This window comes from Kocuria sp. PD6 (genome assembly GCF_031844145.1).
Lineage (GTDB): Bacteria > Actinomycetota > Actinomycetes > Actinomycetales > Micrococcaceae > Kocuria > Kocuria marina.
On the sequence record NZ_JAUZUS010000010.1, the window covers coordinates 61,049 to 84,886 of the forward strand.

The following is a 23,838-nucleotide window of genomic DNA, read 5'->3' on the forward strand; positions in this document are numbered from 1 at the left end:
TGTGTAAATTATCCTTGCGACATGGTCGAACACCCGCAACCGCCGCTCGTGGACATCGTGATCCCGGTCCACTCCACCTCGCGGCCTTTGCAGCGGGCCGTGTCCTCGGCATTGCGTGCGGCCCCCGGTGCGGCCCCCGGTCAGTGCCGGGTGACGGCGGTCGCGCATCACCTCACCGCCGAGCAAGTGCATTCCATGTTGAGCGTCGAGCAACGCGCCGTGGTGGACGTCATCGAGTCCGAGGACCGGGGGAGTACCGCGGCCGTGCCGCGCAACGAGGCGCTGCGACGGACCAGCGCGCGCTACATCAGTTTCCTGGACAGCGACGACACCCTCGATCCCGGCGCGGTGACCCGGTGGCTCAGGATCGCCGAGCGGCGCGGTAGCGACCTGGTCATGCCCTTCCAGCACCACGAGAACCCGAGGGTGGACATCACCCCCATCGTCAGGCCGTTGCGCCGTTCGGATCTGGATCCCGTGAAGGACCGCCTGGGGTACCGCAGCACGGCATTCGGACTGATCCGTATGTCCGCGGTCAGGCGTACGGGGGCTCGCTTTGACGAGTCTGCGAGAACGGGTGAGGACCAGTCCTTCGTCATGGCCCTTTATGCGGGGGCACACCGGATCGATATCGCGCCCGGTCTCCCCGGGGTGCTGATGCATGCGGATGGTACGGACCGAGTCTCGCGCCAGCTCCTCCCGATCCGAGAAACCGTGGCAGCAGCCCTGGATCTCGGTCGCGAACCCTGGTTCGCAGGGGTCCCGGACGAGCTGAAGCGGTCCTACATCCTCAAGTACATCCGCGTGAACTTCTTCCCCGCTCTGGAACACGCCGTGCGCTCGGGGACCTGGGACGCCAACTACGCGCGGTCGGCGAACGCCGTGTTCGGCGAACTGACGCAGTACGCGCCGCACGTGACGGACCAGCTCTCGCGCGCGGACCTGCGGGTTGCGCGGTTGTTGTCCCCGGGCGCGGGGGAGCGGGAGTTGCTCGCGGCCCTGGCCGAGCGACGTCGTTACACCACGCCGGGGGCGCTGCTCACCGAGCGCTGGACCCGGGTGCTGGGCCGGCAGGCACCCCTACGGGTGGTCGCCGCGAGCGCCGTCCAGATGCTGCGTTACCGCTGGGCGCTCGCCGCGGGGTCGCGGAACTGAACCGACCGCCGTCGTGATGGGTCAGCCGCGACGGAACCTGCGCATGACCATGGCCACATGCGGTGCGAGATCACGCCATGAGATCGCACACCACAGCGCCAGGAAACCCACGGTCGCCAGGACGGTCACGAGCACGCCCTGGTGCGTGAACACGAGCCACAGCCCGGACAGGATCAGCACGTACCCCAGCACCACCCGGAACATGAGACCGGACCATTTCATGCGGTCGTGGACCCACACAATGATCAGCGGCCCCACCGCACTGATGAGGCAGCCGATCAGGTACCCCATGGCCGCGGCCATGACACCGAGCCGCGGACCCCACCACAGGACGGTGGCGACGCCCAGGACCAGCCCGAGCGCGTTGCACGCCGCGAGCGCGCGGACCCCCCAGCTCTCCCCGCCGTTGAGCCGCGAGTTGGAGGCGTTGAAGCTCGTGGCGGAGACCGCGAAGAACAGGACGATGAGCAGGGGGACGGCCCCGGTGAACTCCTCGGCGCGGGCGTTGTAGAGCACGTGGATCACGTACGGCGCCCAGAGGATGCCCACGCCGAACACGGGCAGGAACATGAGCACCATGACCCGCAGGATGGAATCGAGCTGCTGTTTCATGCCGGCCATGTCCCCGGCGGTGAACATGCGGGCCACGGCCGGCGCGAGGGCCACGAGCATGGAGGAGGAGAGCATGCTGGCCGGCGTCGCGATGCTCACCGCGGCGGAGTACTGACCCACCGCGGCGGGGGTGTCGTAGTGCTTGCCGAGCATCATGGACAGCTGCAGCAGACCCGAAGCGGTGAGGATGTTGATGGACGCCCACGCCGTGAACGAGTTGATCTGCCGTTTGAGGGACGCGGGCAGCGGGCCGCCGGAACGGTGCGGCCAGCCCGGGATCGCGTAGATCAGGTAACCCAGGCTCAGCGGTACCAGCAGCAACGGTGTGAAACCACCCAGCAGCACCACGAGCAGGAGGGTCAGGGTGATCCCCGAGCTGATGCAGTCCCACACGGCCGTGGTCACGAACTGGTTGTTGCCGGTGCGCACACCGCGTACGAAGTTGTAGGCGGACAGCGCGATCACCAGTAACCCCGCCGACAGGGCGTAGCTCGAGGGCAGGTGCAGGAAGAACGTGGCCACCACAACCGCCACCACGGCCAGCACCGCCGAGGCCAGGGCCGCGGTGCGTGACGTGTAGACCGCCACGGACAACTGCTCCTCGCGGTGTTGCTGACCGCGCGCCATGGCGATGAACTTGGCCGCCGCGTTGCCCGAGGCCTGCGGCCACAGCAGGACCAGGAACAGGGCCAGGGAGATGGCCAGATTGACGCGCCCCAGGATCTCACTGCCCAGGATGTTGCCCACCAGCAGGCTGTATCCGAAACGGGAGAGTCCCTGCACGAACACGGCGATCACGGTTAACGCGAACGACGAACCGATGGGGTTGTCCCGGTTCTCGTGATTCGGTGGGGGGAAGAGGATTCCCCGCCACCGCCGAGAGGGGGAGCCTGAGGTGGGGGAGGATGTCACATCCTGGAGTTTATCGACTCGCGTGTCGACCGGACGCATCCCGCGTCACGGCACGGTAGAGGCGGGAGAACTGCGCACCGATCTCCGCGCGGGAGAACCGGGAGCGCACGGTGGCGGCGATGGCGGCCGGATCGGCCTCACGGAAGCGGTCCCGCGCGGTCTCGATCGCGTCCGCGAGCACGGGGACGTCCCAGCTGCGGGTGAGCACCGAGTTCTCGGGGGTACAGTAGTCGTCGAACCCGCCGCTCAGGGGGACCGCGGCGGGCCGACCGGCCGCGATCGCCTCGGCGACGGCGGTGAAGAAGTTCTCCTGGGCGCTCGGCAGGAAGAAGATGTGCGCGTCGGAGAGCCGCTGGGCAATCTCCGCCGGGGGGACCGCCCCGGTCAGCTCGACCCGGTCCTCGATGCCCAGGATGCTGGCGGTCTCCTTCAGCGACTCCATGAGCGGGCCTTTGCCCACCAGGGTGTAGTGCACGTCCACTCCGCGGCGCACCAGTTCCGCGACGGTCTCCAACGCCAGGACGGGGCGTTTGCGATCGATGAGTGCCCCCACGCCCACCAGTCGCAGGGGCGGGCTTGCCGGGAACTCGGCGGCCGGGTGAGGGTTCTCCACGACGCACGGCACCACGTGGGTCGCCCCGGGGCGGGAGAAGCGCGCCATCTCGGTGCACAGCTCGGCGGTCACACCCGTGACCGCGTGAGGCAGTCGCAAGGCATGCCGCAGCCACGCCAACCGCTGCCACAGCGGATTCACACTCGCGGGATTGACCACTCCGTTCCAGTGCTCGGTGTGTATCCAGGGCAGCCGTCGCACGGCCCAGGCCGGTGCGCTCAGCAGGACCGCGGAGAACGCCATCGTGTGCAGCACGTCCGCGCCGCGCAGCCCGGCGGAGAGAACGCGGGTCACGTGCGTGTAGGAGCGCGGATCCGTCACGTCGAGCCACACGCGGGTGACAGGGATGCGCTGGTAGACCTCGTGCTCCGTGGTGCGCGTGCGTCGACCGATGTTCACGTGCACCACTGCGACGTCGTGGCCCGCTTCCTGCAGCGCCCAGCAGTGCTCCACGATGAAGGGGGTGCGGCTGGGGGTTTCCGCGTCGGGGAACCACGCGGTGACGACGAGTGATCGCACGGGACGAAGACCTTTCGGGCGGAAGCGGACGGAGCACAACGCCCCGCACTATGACTACCACGCCGGGGTGTGCTGCCGCTGCATCCCGGTGGGAACGACGCGCCCGCCGCTTTGACCGCTCGCGCACCGTGCCGATAAGCTGGCGTCCGTTGTTTTGGGATGGACTCGTTCTCATGGAACAGAGCATCACGAACGACACGGAGACGTGCCAGAGCGGCCGAATGGACTTCACTGCTAATGAAGGGTCCGGGTTAAACCGGACCGGGGGTTCAAATCCCCCCGTCTCCGCGGAATGTCGAGGGCCCCGCATGTCATGTGGGGCCCTCGTTCGTATCGGGGGTACCCCCGCGATATTTACATTGGTAAAGTTCGTGGCATTCGCAGTCCGGTGCTCCCGCCCACGGGCGTCAGCCACCTCGATCCGGTGCTGATCCCGCCTCCGCGAGCTGATTCCCGAGGGGGAAATCATGCCACGACGCTCCGCACGAACACTTCTCACGTTGTCCGTCTCCGCGCTGTTGCTGGCCACGGCCGCACCCGCGGCGGCCGCACCCCCGGAGGGACCCACCCCGGAACAACAGGCCCAGACGAAACCCCCGACCGTGGGCGGCGTCGAATCCCTCGGAAGAGGAACGGGCGCCCAGGGCAAGGTCCTGGCGGAAACCGACCGGATCGTCGTGAAGTTCAAGGACCACGTCCCCGAGGCGCAGAAGGAAGAGGTCCTGACCGAGGTGGGGACGTCCACCGAGATCGAGGATCCGGAGATCGTCAAGACCACGGGCAACGCCGAGCAGGTGGTGGAATCCGACACGATGCTCGACAAGGCGGAGCAGCAAGCGGTGGTCGAGACCCTCGAGAAGGACCCCGCCGTGGAATCGGCGGAACCGGACCTGATCGTGGTCAACGGGCTCGCGGCGCACACGGCGTCCGCCCCGAACGACCGCTACTGGAACTACCAGTGGGGTCCCCGCAACATCGGTGTGCCCTCCGCGTGGTCGCACGGCACGGGTAACGGCGTGGTGATCGGGATCGCGGACACGGGCCAGATTAACCACCCGGACCTCACTCAGCGCACGGTGCGCGGGTACGACTTCCTCTCGGACCTGTACCACTCGCGGGACGGCAACGGCCGGGACGGCAACCCGCAGGACGAGGGCGACTGGAGCCCCGGGCGGCCCAACTGGTGGCACGGTTCGCACGTGGCCGGGATCGCCGCGGCCCACACCAACAACCGCACGGGTATCGCCGCGGTGGCCCCGGACGCCCGGATCCAGCACGCCCGCGTCCTGGGAGCGGACGGCCGCGGGTACATCTCGGACATCGCGGACGGTGTGATGTGGTCCGCGGGCATCGCCATCCCCGGGGTCCCGCGCAACACGACCCCCGCCAAGGTCGTGAACCTCTCCGAGGCGTGGGACGCTCCCACGTGCGCACCCGTCATGCAGAACGCGGTCAACCGCATGCACAAGATCGGGGTCCCGCTCGTGGTCGCGGCCGGGAACGCGGGCAAGAGCGCCAATCTCGCCGCCCCCGCCAACTGTGGCGGCGCGATCGTGGTCGCCGCGACGTCGTCCCAGAACCGGATCACCGGCTACTCCAACTGGGGGCCCATGGTGGACGTCGCAGCCCCGGGCGGGGACACCAACGCGCCGATCTGGTCCACGGTCAACACGGGGGCGTTCAGCTTGGGCGCGCCCTCGTACGGGGACCTGAGCGGGACGTCCATGGCGGCGCCGCACGTGTCCGGGGTGATCGCCCTGATGAAGGAGCGCAACCCGAACATCGGCGTGGAGGCCATCCGCAAGACCCTGCGGGACACCGGCGTGAACGTGAACGGTTACCGCAAGGTGGACGCGGTGCGCGCCGCCCGCGCGGTGGCGCCCACCGCGCGCGGGGCGATCGCCACGTACTACAAGTCCCATGGTGGGGCGGGCGTCTACGGCAATCCGACCACCGGGGAGCGGGACACGGGCGTGGGCGGCGTCGTGCAGCACTTCGTGAAGAACGGGCGCACCACCAAGCTCTACTGGTCCTCCCGCACCGGGGTGCGCGAGGTCCGCACGTGGACGGGCATCGGCTCGCGCCACGAGGGCCTGGGCGGTGCCCGCGCGGTGGGCATCCCGTTCACCAACGAGCAGCGCACCGCCACGGGAGGCTACTACCAGAGCTTCGTGGACCCGCGTTCGGGCAAGACCACCAAGATCCTGTGGAGCGCTCGCACGGGTGCCCAACCGATCGTCGAGAGCTCGGGCATCGGCCAGGTCTGGGTCCGCAAGGGGTACGAGACCAAGGCGGGGTACCCGATCTCCCCGGAGGTCCGCACGTCCACCGGCGCCTACCAGCGGTTCCAGAACATCAGGACGGGCGAGCGCACGCAGTACACCTGGACCCCGCGCGGGGGTGTCAAGGTCACCCGCATCAAGTGACCGTCCCGCGGTGATCCACCCGCTGCATTTCTGGCCCGAAAGGGCACGCGACCGATTGGCAGCGTGCCTTTTCGGGCCTCGGATGTTCTCGGGCGGTTCGTGGGCGGGGTACGACAGCGCTGCGGCATCCGCGCGCGGACATTACCGAGCGGCGTCGTCCCCCACGCGGGTCAATTCCGTGGGGGTGGAGCGGCGCATGAAGCACGTGAGCACGAGGGCGATCGCCGCGATCACCGTGGCGGTGACGAATGCCGCGTGGACGCCGGGGATGGAATCGGTCACGGTGGTGCCGTCGGCCTGCCGATGAATCACGGTGCCGGCCTGCAGGACGCCCACGAGCAACGCCGTGCCCGCGCCGCCGGCCACCTGTTGCAACGTGGACAGCGTCGCGGAACCGTGCGAGTACAACTGCGGCGGCAGCGGGTTCAGCCCGGAGGTGAACGCGGGCGTGAAGATCAGCGCGAGCCCCACGGACATGGAGATCTGCAGGGTCACGATCCACCACACGGGGGTGTCGGACTGCAACCGGGAGAAGCCGAACATCACGAGGGTCAGCAGTGCGGCGCCGGGAACAGCCAGGGGGCGGGGGCCGAACGCGTCGAACAACCGACCCACGAGCGGTCCCAGCAGACCCATGATGAGCCCACCGGGCAGCAGGATCAGGCCGGTCTGCAGGGTGTCCAGCCCGCGGCCCGTCTGCAGGTAGAGGGGCAACACGATCACACCGCCGAACAACGCCATCATGCCGAGCGCGAGCACCGCCACTGAGACCGTGAAGTCCCGGTGCCGGAACGTGCGCAGGTCCAGGAATGGTTGGTCCTTGCGCTGCAACCGGATCTGCCGCCACACGAACAGGGCCACGAGGACCACGCCCAGCGCGAGCACGGTGGCACCGCCGGCGGTCGTGGAAAGCCAGCCGGACTCGGCGCCGGCGTGGGAACCGGCGGCCCCCACCACGGACAGGCCCTGGACCAGGGAACCGAAGCCCAGCACGGACAGCACCACGGACAGCAGGTCCAGTGTGAGGCTCCCGCGTTCGCTCACATCCCGCAACCGCAGCAGGCCGATCACCAGGGCCAGCAGGACGATGGGCAGTACGAACCAGAACACCGTGCGCCACGGGAAGTGCGCCAGGATCAACCCGGATAGCGTGGGACCCAGGGCGGGGGCCACCGAGATCACGATGGACACGTTGCCCATCACCACCCCGCGGCGCTGCTGGGGGACGAGCATGAGGATGGTGGTCATCAGCAGCGGGAGCATGATCGCCGAGCCGAAGGCCTGAATCACGCGCGCGGCGATCAGCACCCCGAAACTCGGGGACAGCGCGGCCAGCAGGGTCCCGGCCGCGAAACTGCCCATGGCCAGGGCGAAGACCGCGCGGGTACTGAAGCGTTGTAGCAGGAACCCGGTGGTGGGGATCACCACGGCCATCGTGAGCATGAAGGACGTGGTCACCCACTGCACCGTGGCGGCGTCCACGTGCAGGTCTCCCATGATGTGGGGCAACGCCACGTTCAGGACGGTCTCGTTGAGGATCACTACGAACGCGGCCACGAGCAGCACCGCAATGGTCCCGGTGGTGCCCTGGGGGGCGAACGTGCGTGGTTCGGCCGGAGCGGCAGAGGACATGGAGAGGTTCCCAGCGTTGGAGCGGACGGGGTCGGGCGGGCCTTCCGGGGCCGGGCCCCTGTAAGGGTAACGGTCGCAGACGAGCGCGTGCACATGCGCATCGGGAGCGGTTCGCCAGGCCCTCGGCACGCCCGCGGGTGGTGTGCTGGTCGGTCCGTCGAGCACTCGAGCGCGACACCGGCCGGACGTCCACGTCGGATTCATGCCCGGCCCGAACGGGGGTCACCCTTCGTTATCCTGAAGGACGTGGTGATTCAGCAACGCGTGGTGGTGGTGGGAGCGGGCCCCAGAGGTCTGTCCGTGGTGGAACGGCTCGCGGCGCACTCCGCGGCCCACGGGATCCGCGTCCACGTGGACCTGGTGGATCCTTTCCCTCCCGGACCGGGGCACGTGTGGCGCACCGACCAGTCGGAGCTGTTCCTCATGAACACCCCTTCTCTTTTCCCCACCGTGATCGCCGCCGACGGCGCATTGGCAGTCCCCGCGCTGGAGCCCCTGCGGGGGGTGAGCTTCGAACGGTGGCGCCGCGGCGTCGTCGCCGGGGAGATCACCCCGGTGAGCCCGCTCACGGACGAGCAACGCGACCAACTCGCGCGGCTGACCCCGCAGGGGTACCCGCCGCGCGCCACGTACGGGCGCTACCTCGCGTGGGTCTTCGCGACCCTGCGGGAGAACCTGCCGCGCACCGTGGAGCTCGCGGTGCACCGCGCCGAGGCCGTGGACGCGTGGGTCAGGACGGACGGGCGTCATCGCTACTCCGTGGAACTCGCGGGCGGTGTGGTGCTGCCCGCGGACGCTGTCGTGCTCGCGCTGGGCCACCTGGACGCGCACCTGCGTCCGTCCCAGAAGGAACTCGTGGACGGCGCCGCCGAACACGGACTGACGTACTGGCCGCCCACCGTGCCCGCGGACGCCGCGTGGCCCGATCTACCGCACGGCGAGACGGTGCTCGTGCGGGGCATGGGCCTGAACTTCTGCGACGCGCTCGCCCAGCTCACCGAGGGGCGGGGAGGTCGCTTCACGACCGATCTGGACAACCCCGAACGGTTGGTGTACCACCCCTCCGGACGGGAACCGAAGATCGTGGCGGGCTCGCGTCGCGGAACGCCGTACCGGGCGAAGCCGCGGCTCCGGGGGTACTACGCGGCGTCGTTGCAGACCCGCTTCTTCACCGTGGACGCGGTGCGCCACGTTGCGGCCTCGAGCCCCGGCGAGCTGTCCTTCGACCGGCAACTCGGACCCCTGATCCGCAAGGACGCCGTGTGGAACTACTACGTGGTGCTCGCGCGCACGGCACCGGACGCGTTCCTGGGGGACCCCCGGGCGTTCCTGGACCAGCTGGATGAAATCCTCACGGATCGCACGGACGTGAACTGGGCGCGCAAGAGCGACGCGCTGATCTCGGACTCGGTGGTCCCCGGGCGGCAACTGCAGCAGGCCCGGCTCGCTCGGCCCTTCGAGGACGTGAGCTTCGCGAGCCACGACGAGTACGCGGCCGCCGTGGTGCACTACCTGGACCGGGACGTCCACGGGTCCCTGCAGGGTGAGGACGATCCCGTCAAGATGGCGATCGCGTCCCTCAATGCCGCGCGCAGCGTGCTCAAGTGCGTCCTTGCGGAGATCGGCATCTCGGACTCGTCCTGGGTCCACGAGCTGCAGCGCGAGTTCGAACCCTTCGTGGAGGGGCTGGCCTCCGGACCGCCCGTGCTGCGGATCCAGCAGCTCGCCGCGCTGACCCGCGCAGGGATCGTGCGGTTCCTGGGCCCCGAACCGCGCTTCGTCGTGGACCGCTCCGAGGGTTACTTCGTGGCCGCGTCCCCGTGGGTCGAGGCGGCACCCGTGCGCTCACGGTGGATGATCGAGGCCATGTCCCCGAGTAACGACGTCCACCGCAACATCTCCCCGCTGCTCACGCACATGCACGAGCGCGGCCTGGTGCGCGCGAAACTCATGGAGACGCGCGACGGCGCGAGCCCCGAGACGAGCACGGGTCTGGACGTCTCGCGCGAGCGTCCGCGGGGTGCCCACGACGACGACGCCGCGGCCGGCTCGTTCGTCTACCGCGCCGTGGGGGACAAAGACGCGGTGGAACCCGGCATCCACGTGATCGGTCTGCAACTGTCCTCGGTGCAGTGGGGTGTGTCGATCGCGGCCGAGGCCGGTGCACCGGCCCACCTGGGTGCCCGGACCATCGCGGACGCGGACGCCATCGCCCGGGAGATCCTGGGGGAGCCGCGCGCGCGGCAGTGATCCGGCGCGGGCGGCGTCATACGGGGAGTGACCGTGCGCGGAGCAACTGCGCGCCATGGGGCCGGGACGGGTGGGCTCGGGCCGACACCGCCGGAATCAGGTCGACCCGGCCGGGATCGCGCCGAACCATGCGGGTCCCACCACAACCGCGCCGCCGGCTCAGCCCAGGACGGCGCGGGCGGTGCGTTCGTCGGTGACGAGGTGGGACACGTACCCGGCCCGCAATGCCGCGCGCAGGACCGGGGTCTTCGCCGCGCCGCCGGCCACGCAGATCCGGATCTCCTTGTGCCGCAGGGAGTCCAGGGGGATGGCCACGGTGCGGGCGTCGAGCTCGGGCACGGCGGGGTTGCCGGCGTCGTCAATGAAGTGCGAACACAGGTCACCCACCGCGCGCTGCGCGACCCCTTCCCGCTCCTCGGTGGTCAGGTAGTCGCGTGCGAGCAGGGGTGCGTCCCGTCCGGCGGAGCCCACGGTGAACACCGCCACCCGGGCGCTGCGGCCCAGGTCCAGGACGTACTCGATGTGCCGGTCCTGCGCCACGAGACGTTTGACCTCGGGGCTGTCGAAGAGCGCCGGGAGGGGCAGCGTGTGGGGGTAGGCGTTGAACGCGGTGCAGAACATCCGCACGGTCTCGAAGTGCCCCGCCGCCGGTGAGGCCAGGCTGCTGCCGCCTTTGAGCTGGACCATGTGCACGCCGCTACGCGGTTGGGGGGTCAGCGCCTGGGCCACGGCGCGCATGGTGCGACCCCACGTGATGCCCACGAGATCGCCGTCGGCCACATTCTCCTCGAGCATCCGCGCCCCGGCGACACCCAGGTTGTGCAGCAACTCGTGCTCGGTCTCCGCATCGGCCACCACGGTGGCCTGGGCGAGCCCGAACGCGGAGCACAGCTCGCGCCCCACGTCCGTGGACACCGTGCGGGGGTCCCGGATCTCGATGCTCACGAAACCGCGCTCGCGCGCGTGCTGCAGCAGTTTGGACACCGTGGGGCGGGACATGGCCAGTGTCCGGGCCACCTCCGCCTGGGACAGGCCGCGTTCGTGGTAGAGCCGGGCCGCCTCCAGGGACTGGACGTCCCGCGCGGTCAGGTCCACGACGGCGCTCCGGTCACCGGCCGTGCAGCCACGTCACAGCCCCATGATCACGCCGACGAGCGCGGCGTTGAGCATGTTCGTGAGGAACCCACCGAGCAGGGCGAACAAGCCCAGCTGGGCCACGTCCGCGCGCCGGTCCGGGGCCAGCCCGCCGATGGAACCGATCTGGATCGCGATCGAGGACAGGTTGGCGAAGCCCGCGAGCGCGAACGTGGTGATCAGCACGGACTGGGGATCCAGGTTGGGGATCTCCGGGCCGAACGCGGTGTAGCCCACGAACTCGTTGAGGATGGTCTTCTGGCCGATGAAGTTGCCCACCTGTGCGGCGTCCTGCCACGGCACGCCCAGGGCCCACGCGAGCGGCGCGAAGATGATCCCGAACAGCCCCTCGAGGGACCAGCCCTCGAAACCGAAGAGTGAGCCGATCCAGCCGAGCACGGCGGAGACCAAGGCGATCAGCGCGATGAACGCGATCAGCAGGCAGCCCACGATCACGGCGATCCGGCCGCCGCTGATGGCGCCGTTGCCGATCGCGTCGATCAGGTTCTTGGACTCGGTGTCCCGGACCTTCAGCGTGTTCACGGAGGCCACGGAGGTCTCGGTCTCGGGCATGAGGGCCTTGGCCACGAGCAGGGAACCGGGGGCGTTCATCACAGACGCGGCGAGCAAGTAGGGCAGCGGTGCGCCCAGCAGGGAGTACCCCACGAGGGTCGATCCGGCCACGGCGGCGAACCCACCGGTCATACACGCGAACAGTTCGGAGCGGGTGAGCTTGCTCAGGTACGGCTTGATCATGAGCGGTGCCTCGCTCTGGCCCAGGAAGATCACGGTGGACGCGAACACGGACTCGATCTTGGACGTGCCCATGATCTTGTTCAGCGTCGTGCCCAACACGTGCACGAAGACCTGGATGACCCGCAGGTAGTACAACGCACCGATCACGGCACCCAGGAAGATGATCACGGGCAGCACACTGAGCGCGAACACGAACCCGTTGTTGTCACTGAGCAGCCCGCCGAAGACGAACTGCGTGCCCTCGTTCGTGAACCCGATCAGTCCCTGGACCAGGCCGGAGAACCATTTCAGGGCCTCGTAGCCCGGACCCCACTTGAGGATCAGCAGCGCCACGCCCACCTGCAACAGCAGTCCCACCGCCAGGGTGCGCCACTTGATCGCGGTGCGGTGGCGGGATAGGAGAATGATGATGCCCAGGATGAGGACGATCCCCACCAGGCCCTGGAAACGGTCCACGGTGACCCCAGCTTTCGACTTCCGGCGCCGCGACGGGATCCGCCGCGGTGCGAACATTTGTCAAAACTATAATTGACATATTTTCCGATACGCCGCCTAGGATTGCAGGACAGGTCGTGTCCTGGGACGCCCGGCGCCGACACGACACCGTGCCGCAGCTACACGAGGGAGTGATCACGGTGGTTGAAGCGTTCGACGCCGTCGACGTCATCCGCATGAAACGGGACCGCGAGACGCTGTCCCCCGAGGCCATCGACTGGGTGATCGACGCCTACACGCGCGGCGCGGTCGCGGACGAGCAGATGTCCGCACTGGCCATGGCGATCTTCCTCAACGGGATGGACCGAGCGGAGATCTCGCACTGGACCCAGGCCATGATCGATTCGGGCGAGCGCATGAACTTCGGGGAGCTGTCCCGCCCCACGGCGGACAAGCACTCCACGGGTGGCGTGGGGGACAAGATCACGCTGCCGCTCGCCCCGCTCGTCGCGAGCTTCGGGGTGGCCGTCCCGCAGCTGTCCGGGCGGGGGCTCGGGCACACCGGTGGGACCCTGGACAAGATGGAGGCCATCCCCGGGTGGCGTGCGGATCTGAGCAACGCCGAGATGATGGACATCCTGGACACCGTGGGTGCGGTGATCTGCGCCGCCGGAACCGGCCTGGCCCCCGCGGACAAGAAGCTCTACGCGCTGCGTGACACCACCTCCACCGTGGAGTGCATCCCGCTGATCGCCTCCTCGATCATGTCCAAGAAGATCGCCGAGGGCACCGGGGCCCTGGTCCTGGACGTCAAGACCGGCCCGGGTGCGTTCATGAAGGCGGAGGAGGACGCCCGCGAACTCGCGCGCACCATGGTCGAGCTCGGCAAGGACCACGGTGTGGACACCGTGGCCCTGCTCACCGACATGTCCCGCCCGCTGGGGCGCACCGTGGGCAACGCCCTGGAGGTGCGCGAATCGGTCGAGGTGCTGGCCGGGGGTGGCCCGAGCGACGTCGTGCGCCTGACCGTGGCGTTGGCCCGCGAGATGCTCGCGGCGGCCGGCGTGCACGACGCGGACGTCGAGGAGGCCCTGCGCGACGGCCGCGCGATGGACACGTGGAAGCGCATGGTCGCCGCCCAGGGCGGGGACCCGGACGCCCAGCTGCCGCAGGCGGAGCACACGCAGGACGTGCTGGCCGAGACCTCGGGCGTGCTCATCGAGATGGACGCGATGTCCGTGGGCGTGGCGTCCTGGCGACTGGGTGCTGGCCGCGCCCGGCAGGGCGACCCCGTCCAGGCCGGCGCCGGCGTGGAGATCCACGCGGTGCCCGGCGAGCGTGTGAGTAAGGGCCAGAAGCTGTTCACCCTGCACACCGACACCCCCGACCGCTTCGAGCGCGCGCTCGAGTCCCTCCACGGCGGCGCCACGATCGACCCCGATGCCGCCGAGGGCACAGGGGCGCGCGACGACGTCGTGCTGGATCGCATCGCCTGACCCACCGTCCGACCGCAACGACGACGCTCGGGGACCGGGCGTCGTCGCCCCACCGTGGTGCATTGTCACCGCGCCGCACCACCCCCGCGAGGAGAACCGCATGATCACCCGTGAAGAACTGGCCGCCATGGTCGACCACACCCTGCTCAAGCCCGAGTCCACCGCCGATCAGGTCGCCGAGCTCGCCCGGGAGGCGGGTGAACTCGGGACGTACTCCATCTGTGTCTCCCCGTCCCGGCTGGACGTGGACCTGCCCGAGGGGGTCAAGCTCGCGACCGTGTGCGGCTTCCCGTCCGGCGCGCACCCCGCCCAGATCAAGGCCGCGGAGGCAGCCGTGTCCGTGGCGAACGGCGCGGACGAGGTGGACATGGTCATCAACCTGGGCCTCGCCGTCGCGGGGGACTGGGACGGCGTGCGCGACGACATCGAGGCCGTGCGCGCGGCGTGCCCCGCGCCCTCGGTGCTCAAGGTGATCATCGAGTCCGCGGCCCTGACCGACGATCAGATCGTGGCCGCGTGCCGCGAGGCCGAGGCCGCCGGCGCGGACTTCGTCAAGACGTCCACGGGCTTCCACCCCGCGGGCGGGGCGTCGGTCGAGGCGGTGCGCCTCATGGCCGAGACCGTGGGTGGGCGCCTGGGCGTGAAGGCCTCCGGCGGGATCCGCACGACCGAGGCCGCGCTGGCCATGATCGACGCCGGCGCCACGCGCCTCGGGCTGTCCGGGACCCGTGCGGTGCTCGAGGGGCTCGATTCCTGATGAGCGACCAGCTGCTCGAGCGGGTGCGGCAGTGGGTCGAGCACGACCCCGATCCCGCGACCCGCGACGAACTCACCGAGCTGTCGAACGCCGCCGCCTCCGGTGACGAGCCCGCGCTCGCCGAGCTCGACTCGCGCTTCTCCGGACCGCTCGTGTTCGGCACCGCCGGGCTGCGCGCGGCCGTGGGCGCGGGGGAATCGCGGATGAACCGCGCGGTAGTGATCCGCGCGAGCGCCGGGCTCGCCTCCTTCCTCACGGAGCGCGTGGGGCCCGCGCCCCTGGTCGTGGTCGGGTGCGATGCGCGCCACGGTTCCGAGGACTTCGCCGCCGACGCCGCTGCGGTCTTCTCCGCCGCCGGATGCCGGGCCGTGCGGTTGCCGTCCCGGCTGCCCACCCCGCTCGTGGCCTACGCCGTGCGACAACTGGGCGCGGACGCCGGCGTCATGGTCACCGCGTCCCACAACCCGCCCGCGGACAACGGGTACAAGGTCTACCTGGGCGGTCGCGCGGTGGGCTCCGACGACGAGCGCGGCGTGCAGATCGTGCCCCCGGACGACGCCCTGATCGCTGAGCACATGGCCGCCGCCCCTCCCGCGGATCGCGTTCCCCGGGACTCCTCGCGTGTTTCAGCCGCCCACGCCGATCTGGTCGCCGGCTACATCGAACGCGCCGGGTGCCTGCGCGACCCCGAGGCCCGTTCCGAGATCTCCATCGCGCTGACCCCCATGCACGGCGTGGGCCTGGACACCGCGCTCGCCGTACTGCGTGGCGCCGGTTTCGAGCGGGTCTCCGTGGTGGCCGAACAGGCCGAGCCGGATCCCGACTTCCCGACCGTGGCCTTTCCCAATCCGGAGGAACCCGGGGCCATGGACCTGCTCGTGGCACTCGCAGCGGACCAGGACGCGGACGTCGCGATCGCCCTGGACCCGGACGCGGACCGCTGCGCCGTCGCGATCCCCACGGGCGCAGGCACGGGCGATCCCGCACGTGACTGGCGGCGACTGAGCGGCGACGAGCTCGGCGCGTTGCTGGGGGAGAACGCCGCAGCGGATCCCGATCGCGCGGGGGACACCCTCGCGTGCTCGATCGTCTCCGGGCGGTTGCTCGGGCGGATCGCCGAGCACCACGGGCTCTCGTTCCGTCAGACCCTCACGGGGTTCAAGTGGATCGCCCGCACCCCCGGGCTGCGTTTCGGGTACGAGGAAGCCATCGGCTATTGCACCGATCCCAGCGCCGTGCGTGACAAGGACGGGATCTCCACGGCCGTGCGGGTGGCCTCCTACGTGGCCGCTCTCAAGGACCGGGGCGCCACGGTGCAGCAGGAACTGGACCGGCTCGCCACGCTCCACGGGCTCTACGCGACCGCGCCGTTGACGTTCCGGGTGGCGGATCTCTCGCTCATCACCCGCGGGCTGGACCGGCTGCGGGAGAACCCGCCGCGGGAGATCGCGGGCTCGTCTGTGGTCGAGTACACGGATCTGTCCAAGGGCGGGCCCGAGATGCTGCCCACCGAGGGGATCCTCATCCGCACCGAGGCCGATGACCGCGTGATCGTGCGGCCCTCCGGGACCGAACCCAAGCTCAAGTGCTACCTCGAGGTCGTCCTCCCGGTTCCCGAGAACGGTGCCGTTCCCCGCGAGGAGGCCTCGGCGCGGCTCGAGCGGATCAGTGAACAGCTGCGGGAGGTCGTGGGGCTCTGAGCTCCGCGCCCGGACTGCACTTCGGGAACCGCTGGGTGGTTCCCCGGTGACGAGGGTCGCGTGGGCCACGAGATTCTCGTCGAAGGTGCCGGTGGCGGGATCGTAGCGGTCGCACGTGATGAGCCGCAGTTGCGGGTCCGCGAAGACGCCTGGCCCACCGCCCGCGGCGTTCACGTGGCCCAGCACCACGCCCGGTCCCGTCTGTCCCGGTGTCGGCGGGGCCTCCGGGCATCACCATGTGCGAGGACACGAACTCGCCGCACGCGATGGGCACGTCCGTGGCCAGGGGCAGCGCGGGGTTCATCGGGTTCACGGCACCCGCGGCCGCGGGTGTGAGCGCCAGAGCCCCCAGGGTGAGAGTAGGAAGGGCGAGGAGAGCGGACCTCTTCATGAGGATGGCCTTTTGGCTGGATGGGTGCGGGCCGAACTGTGAGGCAACTCACAGCCTGCTGTCTATTTCGGAGGCGGCCAGGACCCATGCAAACGACAAACTTTCTCTGACGTGGGGCGACCTTGGCGGACCGCCGCGCGCCCCATGAACCCGAGGGCTGGTGGGGCGACCGATCCGTGCCAGTAGGGCCGGACATACGAAGGCCCCGGATACCTGACGGAACAGGAATCCGGGGCCTTCGAACTGGGCGGAAGGTAAGGGATTTGAACCCTTGGTACGGGGTTACCGCACACTGGTTTTCAAGACCAGCTCCTTAGGCCGCTCGGACAACCTTCCAGTGTCGCGCGCTCCCGCGGCGGCGCGGGCGAACGAATCGCCATTATTCCATGCGCCGCGCCCGGGGGGCCAATGCCCTCGGCGCGGTGCAGGGAGGGAGGGGTGCGGTGGTGCGCCCCTGGCGCGGGTGATGCCGCTGCGGGAGGATGGGGTACAACGCCGTCGTCAGAGAAGGAAGTGCCATGCGAGCAGTACGCGATGTCCGATCGGGGGGCCCGGAGGTCCTCGAGGCCGCGGAGACCGCCGAGCCGCAGCTGACCCCAGAGGGGGTCCTGATCGCCGTGACCGCCGCGGGGCTCAATCGCGCGGACGTCCTGCAGCGCAACGGCAACTACCCCGTCCCGCCGGACGCCACGGACATCTTCGGCCTGGAGGTGTCGGGCACGGTCGTGGAACTCGGGGCGGACGTCCCGGAGGCGGCGGGTCTCGCGGTGGGCGACAGCGTCGTCGCCCTGGTGGACTCGGGCGGCTACGCCGAACGCGTGGTCGCGCCGTGGCGGCAGGTCCTCCCGCTGCCCGACGGTGTGGACCCGGTCGCCGCGGCGGGGCTGCCCGAGGTGGCAGCGACCGTATTCTCCAACGTGTTCATGGCCGCCGCGGCCCGGGAGGGGGAAACCCTGCTCGTCCACGGCGGAGCGGGCGGGATCGGGACGCACGCGATCCAGGTGGCCCGCGCCCTGGGGCTTACGGTGCTGGCGACCGTGGGCAGTGACGAGAAGATGCGCGTCGTGAGCGAGCTCGGCGCCACGCCCATCAACTACAAGGACGAGGACTTCGTGGACCGGGTCCACGAACTCACGGACGGCCACGGCGCGGACGTGATCCTGGACGTCGTCGGCGCCAAGTACCTCGACCCCAACCTCCGGGCCGTGGCGACGAACGGGCGCATCGTGATCATCGGGATGCAGGGCGGGATCAAGGGCGAACTCAACGTGGGACGGTTGCTCAACAAGCGGGCCGCGGTGATCGGTACGACCCTGCGGGCACGCCCGGCGGACGAGAAGGCGCGGATCATGGCGGCGGTGCGCGAATACGTGTGGCCGCTCGTGGCGTCCGGACAGGTGCGCCCCCTGGTCGCGCGCACGTTCCCGCTCGACCAGGTGCGTGAAGCGCACGAGTACTTCGACAGCGGATCGCACGTGGGCAAGGTGCTGCTGACCGTGTGATCGGGGTGCCCGCGACAGGGTGCCAATGCCGGGACAATGTGGTCCCGCTCGCATACACTCGTGCCAACAATCTCACGCTTCTGCCAGCGTGTTGGCACGAGATCCGGAGCCTTCCCCATGAGCACCACACATCAGCAATCGGCGGGCGCACCCCGGCCCGCGGGCGAGGGTCGCACCGACCTTCCCCCCAATCACGTGGACCCCGAGGTCCTGGAACACGAGCAGACTCGCTGGACCCCGCTGCGGATCGTGATCTGGGCGGGCATCGCCCTGCTGGGCGCGATCGCATGGGCCATGATCGCGTTCGCGCGTGGTGAGTCCATCAACGCCATCTGGTTCGTCTTCGCGGCGGTGTGCAGCTACTTCATCGCGTACCGCTTCTACTCCAAGTTCATCGAACGGAAGCTGACCCGCCCGGACGACCGTCGCGCTACGCCGGCGGAGTACAACGCCAACGGCAAGGACTTCATGCCCACCGACCGGCGGGTGCTCTACGGCCACCACTTCGCGGCCATCGCCGGCGCGGGCCCGCTCGTGGGACCGGTGTTGGCCGCCCAGATGGGCTACCTCCCCGGGACCATCTGGATCATCGTGGGCGTGATCCTGGCCGGTGCGGTCCAGGACTACCTGGTGCTCTTCTTCTCCATGCGCCGCGGTGGCCGTTCCCTGGGCCAGATGGCCCGTGAGGAGCTCGGCGTGGTGGGCGGGTACGCCGCCATCATCGCGACCTTGGCGATCATGATCATCATCGTGGCCATCCTCGCGCTCGTGGTGGTCAACGCCCTGGGCGAGTCGCCGTGGGGTGTGTTCTCCGTGGGGATGACGATCCCCATCGCGCTGTTCATGGGTGTCTACCTGCGGTACTTGCGCCCGGGCAAGGTCATGGAGGTCTCGATCATCGGGTTCGTCCTGCTCATGGCCGCGATCGTTACCGGTGGCTGGGTCGCGGGCACGGACCTCGGCGCCCAATTGTTCACCCTGGACCGTGTGACCCTCGCGTGGTGCGTGATCGTCTACGGTTTCATCGCAGCCGTGCTACCCGTGTGGTTGCTGCTGTCCCCGCGCGACTACCTCTCCACGTTCATGAAGGTGGGCACCATCGTACTGCTCGCCGCCGCCATCGTGGTGGTGCGCCCCGAGATCACAGTCCCCGCGGTCAGCGAGTTCGCGGGCCGTTCGGACGGGCCCGTGTTCTCCGGCTCTCTGTTCCCGTTCCTGTTTGTGACCATCGCGTGCGGTGCGCTCTCCGGGTTCCACGCCCTGATCGCATCCGGGACCACGCCCAAGATGATCGAGAAGGAACGCCAGACCCGGTTCATCGGGTACGGCGGCATGCTCATGGAGTCCTTCGTGGCCATCATGGCGCTCGTGGCGGCGGTGTCGATCGACCGCGGCATCTACTTCGCGATGAACTCCTCCCCGGCGGCCACCATGGGCACCGTGGAGGGCGCCGCGGCGTTCGTGAACTCGCTGGGTCTCTCCGGCGTGCACGTGACCCCGGAACTGCTGCAGGGCACCGCGGACGCCGTGGGCGAAGAGACCATCATCTCCCGCACGGGTGGCGCACCCACCCTCGCGCTCGGGCTGTCGCACATCATGCACCAGTGGCTCGGCGGGGCCTCCATGATGAGCTTCTGGTACCACTTCGCGATCATGTTCGAGGCCCTGTTCATCCTCACCGCGGTGGACGCCGGCACGCGTGTGGCCCGCTTCATGCTCACCGACACCCTGGGCAACTTCATCCCCAAGTTCCGCGACGCCGATTGGCGCGCGGGTGCGTGGCTCACCACGGCCATCATGGTCGCCGGCTGGGGATCCATCCTGATCCTGGGCGTCACGGACCCGCTGGGCGGTATCAACACGTTCTTCCCGCTGTTCGGCATCGCCAACCAGCTGCTCGCGGCCATCGCGCTCGCGGTGTGTCTGGCCATAGCGGCCAACCTGCACCGCTTCAAGTACCTGTGGATCATCCTGCTGCCGCTCGCATTCGACGTCCTGGTCACCGTCACGGGGTCCTGGCAGAAGATCTTCTCCCCGGACCCCAAGGTGGGCTACTGGGCCAACCACTTCGCGTTCAAGGACGCACTGGCCCAGGGACAGACGAGCTTCGGGACCGCCAAGAACGTGGAGGCTATGGAAGCGGTCGTGCGCAACACGTTCGTGCAGGGCACCCTGTCCATCCTCTTCGTGGTGCTCACGATCATCGTGGTGATCATGGCCGTCGTGGAGGCCGTCAAGGCGTTGCGCGGGCACGAGCGCCGCACGCACGAGGACCCCTACGTGGAGTCCCGCTTCTACGCGCCGTCGGGCCTGGGAGCCACACCGTCCGAGAAGGCCCTGGCCAAGCAATGGGACGCGCTGCCGATCGAGCAGCGCACCCCCACCGGCGGAGGACACCACTGATGTCGGGCGCGGCGCAGATCCCGGTGCTCGCCCGCGTCGGCTCGTGGTGGCGCGGCGCGTTGCGCTTCGGCAACGGGGTGCTCGGTGCGGACAAGTACGAGCACTACGTGCAGTACCACCGGGCCTCGGGGTGCGGGACGCCGCTCATGACGGAACGCGAATTCTGGCGGGACTACCAGGACTGGCAGGAGGCGCACCCCGAGGGCCGGTGCTGCTGAAGCGGTACCATGGACTGCTGCCCGCGGGTGGCGGATCGGAAAGGGGTATCGGTGGGTTTCTTCAGCGACTACAGGGCCACGCGCCGCGACGAACGTGAACTGGGCGAGGGCGTCTGGCGCCGGGCCCACGACCGCTTCAAGCGCGGCCTGGACCGCTACCACCAGATCCTGGAATCCGTGCGCGACCCCGAACTGCGCGCCGCCGCCGTGCCTGTGGCCAACGACCTCGCGGACCTGTTGCCCAGGGTGCGCGCCGTGTGCATGGAAGCGCACGTGCGCGCCCCATCGCGCTCGCAGGACATCCCGCACTCCACGGACGGTTACCTCTCGGACGTGCACCGGCAGCTCTCCCGGGCCGGCAATTCCATGGCCCAGGCCGCGGAGGCGCTCACCATGGCGCGGTTCGCCGCGGGCTCCCATGCCCATTCGTCCGCGTCGGGTATGGCGGGGGAGGGGACGTCGGGTCTCGCGGGCGAGTCAGGTTCCGGGGGCGACGCCGCTGGGCCCCCCGAACAGCTCTCGGCACCATCGCAGGGTGTGAGCGCCATCCGACGCCGCTCAACGGTCGTGACGGAGTACGTGACTGCGGCGGAGTGGCTGCTCGGTGAGCATGCGGAGCACTCGCCGCAGGATTGAGGGCCCCACCGGGTGACGGGTGTGTGACCGGATCCGTTACGTCTCTCGGGGTGGTTGACGTTCCCCTGGGTGGTTGACGTTCACGTCGGATGAGCGGTGTCTCAGAGGTATTGCACCCTCAGCGCACCCGATGCCCGCAGGCAACAAATGTGGGGGTGGACGGTGGCGTCTCAGGATCGGGAGGGGCTCCGGGGGTTCCCCTTGCCCGTCGGTCGTGGATCTCGGCCGATTGAAGGAACCCCCGGGGCACCATGGTGTCCCCTGTCCTGGATCATTGGGCAGCCAGAGCCACAACGTCCTGACACATATGTTATGGAACAGCGTTGTGTTTAGGAAGTGTTGCGCGAAATCGTTGCCAATATGTCACCGGCATAAGGACCCACAGGCCTGAAACCACAGATGCCGGCCGGCGGAGGGTGGGTGACAGGGGCCGGCCGCACTAGACAGGGAGCGGGCGCAGAAACGACGATCCCCGCCCTCCGCGCAGCAGGTCCTGCCGGGGAGAACGGGGATGGTCCATGGAGCCGCCTGCCGGAATCGAACCGGCGACCTATTCATTACGAGTGAATCGCTCTACCGACTGAGCTAAGGCGGCGTGACCGGGACCGTTGCGGACCAGATGCACCCGGAAACAATATCAGATCGGGCCGGAACACCACCAATCACGGATCACCCGGGTGCAGGGGCCGGTGGTCGCGTGGATGGCACCCGGCGGCGGGCCTCAGTCACCGCACGTGGCACCCTCGTCCGGCAGGGTGCCGTCCAGGAGGTAGTCGTCCACGGCGCGGGTCACGCAGGGGTTGCCGGAGGTGTAGGCGGTGTGCCCGTACCCCTCGTGGGTGAGCAGACGGGCATCGCCCATCTGCTGCTGCAGGGAATGGGCCCACGGATACGGGGTGGCGGGATCGTGGGTCGTGCCGATCACCAGGGTGGGAGTCTCCAGATCCGCCCGATACGTGTCCAAGGGCTTGACGGGCTTGTCCGGCCAGCCCTGGCACGCGGCCGCACCATAACCCAGGTAGGGACCGAACGTGGGGGCCTGCTGCGTCATCTCACGGGCCGCCCGGGCCATCTGTTCGTCCGTGACGTCGTTGGACACCGTGTCCAGGCAGGAGACCGCCGTGAACGCCATGGACACGTTGGACGTGTACTTCCCGGAGGGTTCACGCCCGTGGTTGGAGTCGGAGAACGCCATGAGCGCGTCCAGGTTGCCGTCCAGGGCCTGCTGCAGGGCGGAGTTCAGCTGCGGGTACGAGGCGGTCGAGTAGAGGGGGACCAAGATCCCCTCGATCGCATTGGTCGGCGTCACGGAGCGTCCGTCCGAGACCGTGGGGCGGTCCTGGGCCACCGAGCGCAACATGCGCTGGATGGTGGCCATCCCCGCGTCCACGTCCGCGCCGGCCACGGCGCAGTCGTTGTTCGTCTCCTGGCAGTCGGCCACGAAGTGGCGCAGGTTGTCCTCGAAGCCCTTGGCCTGCGCGAGCGTGGTGGCGCGATCGTCCAGGGTGGGGTCCACGGCGCCGTCCAACACCATGCGCCCGGCACGCTGGGGGAACAGGTGCGCGTACGTGGCGCCGATCTCGGTGCCGTAGGAGAACCCCAGGTAGTGGGTCGTGGGCTGGTCCAGGACGGCGCGCAGGACGTCCAGGTCCCGGGCCACGCTCTGGGTGTCCATGTGGGAGACCACGGCCGAGGAGTGCTCGTGGCACTTCTCACCGATCTCCCGGGAGCTCTGCCGCACCTCGTCCAGGGACTGCCGGCCCGGGTCGAAGGCCGGTTCGGAACGCCACTGGTCCATCTCCCGATCCGTGAGACAGCGGATCCCGTCCGAACGGTCCACACCGCGGGGGTCGAACCCCACGAGGTCGTACTTCCTGCGCACCTCCTTGGCCGTGAAGTAGTCTGCGGAGCCCATCATGTCCACGCCGGATCCGCCCGGACCGCCGGGGTTGAGGAACAGGGCACCCACGGGGGAGGAACCGGTGGCCTTCAACCGGGCGATCTCCACGGTGGTGTCACCGGCGGAGGGGTTCGCGTAGTCCACGGGGACCGTGATGCCCGCACACTCCAGACCGCTCGGGAACTGTTGCCGTTCGGAGGTCTTGGTGCACTCCCGCCACTGCGGCGTCTGGGTGTAGTAGGACGTCAGCGCGGAGTCCACGCCGGAGGTGACGTCCGGGTCCGCGCTGCCACGGGCGCCGGACTCCCTGGAGGGATCGGCGCACGCGGTCAAGGCCAGCGCGGCGGTGCACAGCAGGACGGCCAGGCGGCGGGGGAGGGAACGGTTCACG

At 69.3% G+C, this 23,838-nt stretch carries 16 protein-coding genes and 3 tRNA genes; 11 read left to right on the forward strand and 8 right to left on the reverse strand.

The genetic code is table 11. From position 1 onward, the window contains the following. The first annotated feature begins 21 nt into the window (after positions 1-21). A complete protein-coding gene (locus Q9R22_RS10450; protein ID WP_131333392.1) occupies positions 22-1,155 on the forward strand; it encodes a glycosyltransferase in 1,134 nt (377 codons plus the stop codon). A 21-nt stretch (positions 1,156-1,176) separates the two neighbouring features. On the opposite strand, the gene Q9R22_RS10455 is transcribed toward Q9R22_RS10450, so the two are convergent. Together Q9R22_RS10455 and Q9R22_RS10460 are read right to left on the reverse strand one after the other, a co-directional pair. After that, positions 1,177-2,679 carry a lipopolysaccharide biosynthesis protein gene (locus Q9R22_RS10455; RefSeq protein WP_311254192.1) on the reverse strand — a complete coding sequence of 501 codons (1,503 nt, stop codon included), beginning with the start codon at positions 2,677-2,679 and terminating at the stop codon, positions 1,177-1,179. A 10-nt stretch (positions 2,680-2,689) separates the two neighbouring features. Further along, positions 2,690-3,811 carry a glycosyltransferase gene (locus Q9R22_RS10460; RefSeq protein ID WP_131333390.1) on the reverse strand — a complete coding sequence of 374 codons (1,122 nt, stop codon included), beginning with the start codon at positions 3,809-3,811 and terminating at the stop codon, positions 2,690-2,692. A gap of 199 nt (positions 3,812-4,010) precedes the next feature. On the opposite strand from Q9R22_RS10460, the gene Q9R22_RS10465 reads away from it, so the two are divergent. After that, a tRNA-Ser gene (locus Q9R22_RS10465) sits at positions 4,011-4,099 on the forward strand. A 179-nt stretch (positions 4,100-4,278) separates the two neighbouring features. Beyond that, entirely contained in the window at positions 4,279-6,237 is a 1,959-nt protein-coding gene (locus Q9R22_RS10470) for a S8 family serine peptidase (RefSeq protein WP_165489811.1), read from the forward strand. Between the two features lie 141 nt (positions 6,238-6,378). Here Q9R22_RS10470 and Q9R22_RS10475 read toward each other — a convergent pair whose 3' ends face one another. Then, a complete protein-coding gene (locus Q9R22_RS10475; RefSeq protein ID WP_131333389.1) occupies positions 6,379-7,869 on the reverse strand; it encodes an MDR family MFS transporter in 1,491 nt (496 codons plus the stop codon). Between the two features lie 246 nt (positions 7,870-8,115). On the opposite strand from Q9R22_RS10475, the gene Q9R22_RS10480 reads away from it, so the two are divergent. Beyond that, on the forward strand, positions 8,116-10,119 hold the full coding sequence (locus Q9R22_RS10480; RefSeq protein WP_131333388.1) for an FAD/NAD(P)-binding protein: 2,004 nt from the start codon (positions 8,116-8,118) through the stop codon (positions 10,117-10,119). Positions 10,120-10,278: 159 nt separating this feature from the next. Here the strand turns inward: Q9R22_RS10480 and Q9R22_RS10485 are convergent, their stop codons facing one another. After that, entirely contained in the window at positions 10,279-11,214 is a 936-nt protein-coding gene (locus tag Q9R22_RS10485) for a sugar-binding transcriptional regulator (RefSeq protein ID WP_131333387.1), read from the reverse strand. A 33-nt stretch (positions 11,215-11,247) separates the two neighbouring features. Continuing rightward, entirely contained in the window at positions 11,248-12,522 is a 1,275-nt protein-coding gene (locus Q9R22_RS10490; RefSeq protein ID WP_242670477.1) for a NupC/NupG family nucleoside CNT transporter, read from the reverse strand. A gap of 122 nt (positions 12,523-12,644) precedes the next feature. Between Q9R22_RS10490 and Q9R22_RS10495 the strand changes: the two genes are divergently transcribed. The 3 genes from Q9R22_RS10495 to Q9R22_RS10505 all read left to right on the forward strand — a co-directional run bounded on the left by Q9R22_RS10495 (position 12,645) and on the right by Q9R22_RS10505 (position 16,397). Then, positions 12,645-13,940, forward strand: coding sequence for a thymidine phosphorylase (locus Q9R22_RS10495; protein WP_131333989.1), 1,296 nt, complete (start codon positions 12,645-12,647; stop codon positions 13,938-13,940). A gap of 100 nt (positions 13,941-14,040) precedes the next feature. Continuing rightward, on the forward strand, positions 14,041-14,697 hold the full coding sequence (gene deoC, locus Q9R22_RS10500; protein WP_131333386.1) for a deoxyribose-phosphate aldolase: 657 nt from the start codon (positions 14,041-14,043) through the stop codon (positions 14,695-14,697). Further along, complete coding sequence (locus tag Q9R22_RS10505) at positions 14,697-16,397, forward strand: phospho-sugar mutase (RefSeq protein ID WP_131333385.1); 1,701 nt, start codon at positions 14,697-14,699, stop codon at positions 16,395-16,397. The genes deoC and Q9R22_RS10505 overlap by 1 nt, the downstream gene beginning before the upstream one ends. 639 nt (positions 16,398-17,036) lie before the next feature. Here the strand turns inward: Q9R22_RS10505 and Q9R22_RS10510 are convergent. Next, positions 17,037-17,124: transfer RNA gene (locus tag Q9R22_RS10510), tRNA-Ser, on the reverse strand. A 182-nt stretch (positions 17,125-17,306) separates the two neighbouring features. Between Q9R22_RS10510 and Q9R22_RS10515 the strand changes: the two genes are divergently transcribed. From Q9R22_RS10515 to Q9R22_RS10530, 4 genes are all read left to right on the forward strand, one after another. Beyond that, complete coding sequence (locus Q9R22_RS10515; RefSeq protein ID WP_131333384.1) at positions 17,307-18,290, forward strand: NAD(P)H-quinone oxidoreductase; 984 nt, start codon at positions 17,307-17,309, stop codon at positions 18,288-18,290. A gap of 117 nt (positions 18,291-18,407) precedes the next feature. Beyond that, complete coding sequence (locus Q9R22_RS10520) at positions 18,408-20,693, forward strand: carbon starvation CstA family protein (protein WP_131333383.1); 2,286 nt, start codon at positions 18,408-18,410, stop codon at positions 20,691-20,693. Then, a complete protein-coding gene (locus Q9R22_RS10525) occupies positions 20,693-20,911 on the forward strand; it encodes a YbdD/YjiX family protein (protein ID WP_064846287.1) in 219 nt (72 codons plus the stop codon). The genes Q9R22_RS10520 and Q9R22_RS10525 overlap by 1 nt, the downstream gene beginning before the upstream one ends. Positions 20,912-20,962: 51 nt before the next feature. Beyond that, positions 20,963-21,547, forward strand: a complete 585-nt coding sequence (locus tag Q9R22_RS10530) for a hypothetical protein (protein WP_131333382.1) — start codon at positions 20,963-20,965, stop codon at positions 21,545-21,547. A gap of 519 nt (positions 21,548-22,066) precedes the next feature. On the opposite strand, the gene Q9R22_RS10535 is transcribed toward Q9R22_RS10530, so the two are convergent. Both Q9R22_RS10535 and Q9R22_RS10540 read right to left on the reverse strand, forming a co-directional pair. Next, positions 22,067-22,142 (reverse strand) — tRNA-Thr (locus tag Q9R22_RS10535). Between the two features lie 126 nt (positions 22,143-22,268). Next, positions 22,269-23,837 carry an alpha/beta hydrolase gene (locus Q9R22_RS10540; RefSeq protein WP_131333381.1) on the reverse strand — a complete coding sequence of 523 codons (1,569 nt, stop codon included), beginning with the start codon at positions 23,835-23,837 and terminating at the stop codon, positions 22,269-22,271. Position 23,838 lies beyond the last annotated feature (1 nt).

What these genes read in the sequence shown, in the direction of transcription:
- Q9R22_RS10490 (WP_242670477.1), bottom strand. Translation starts at nt 12,522, where the DNA reads ATGTTCGCACCGCGGCGGATCCCGTCGCGGCGCCGGAAGTCGAAAGCT.
- Q9R22_RS10505 (WP_131333385.1), top strand. Translation starts at nt 14,697, where the DNA reads ATGAGCGACCAGCTGCTCGAGCGGGTGCGGCAGTGGGTCGAGCACGAC.
- Q9R22_RS10525 (WP_064846287.1), top strand. Translation starts at nt 20,693, where the DNA reads ATGTCGGGCGCGGCGCAGATCCCGGTGCTCGCCCGCGTCGGCTCGTGG.
- Q9R22_RS10475 (WP_131333389.1), bottom strand. Translation starts at nt 7,869, where the DNA reads ATGTCCTCTGCCGCTCCGGCCGAACCACGCACGTTCGCCCCCCAGGGC.
- Q9R22_RS10520 (WP_131333383.1), top strand. Translation starts at nt 18,408, where the DNA reads ATGAGCACCACACATCAGCAATCGGCGGGCGCACCCCGGCCCGCGGGC.
- deoC (WP_131333386.1), top strand. Translation starts at nt 14,041, where the DNA reads ATGATCACCCGTGAAGAACTGGCCGCCATGGTCGACCACACCCTGCTC.
- Q9R22_RS10515 (WP_131333384.1), top strand. Translation starts at nt 17,307, where the DNA reads ATGCGAGCAGTACGCGATGTCCGATCGGGGGGCCCGGAGGTCCTCGAG.
- Q9R22_RS10450 (WP_131333392.1), top strand. Translation starts at nt 22, where the DNA reads ATGGTCGAACACCCGCAACCGCCGCTCGTGGACATCGTGATCCCGGTC.
- Q9R22_RS10470 (WP_165489811.1), top strand. Translation starts at nt 4,279, where the DNA reads ATGCCACGACGCTCCGCACGAACACTTCTCACGTTGTCCGTCTCCGCG.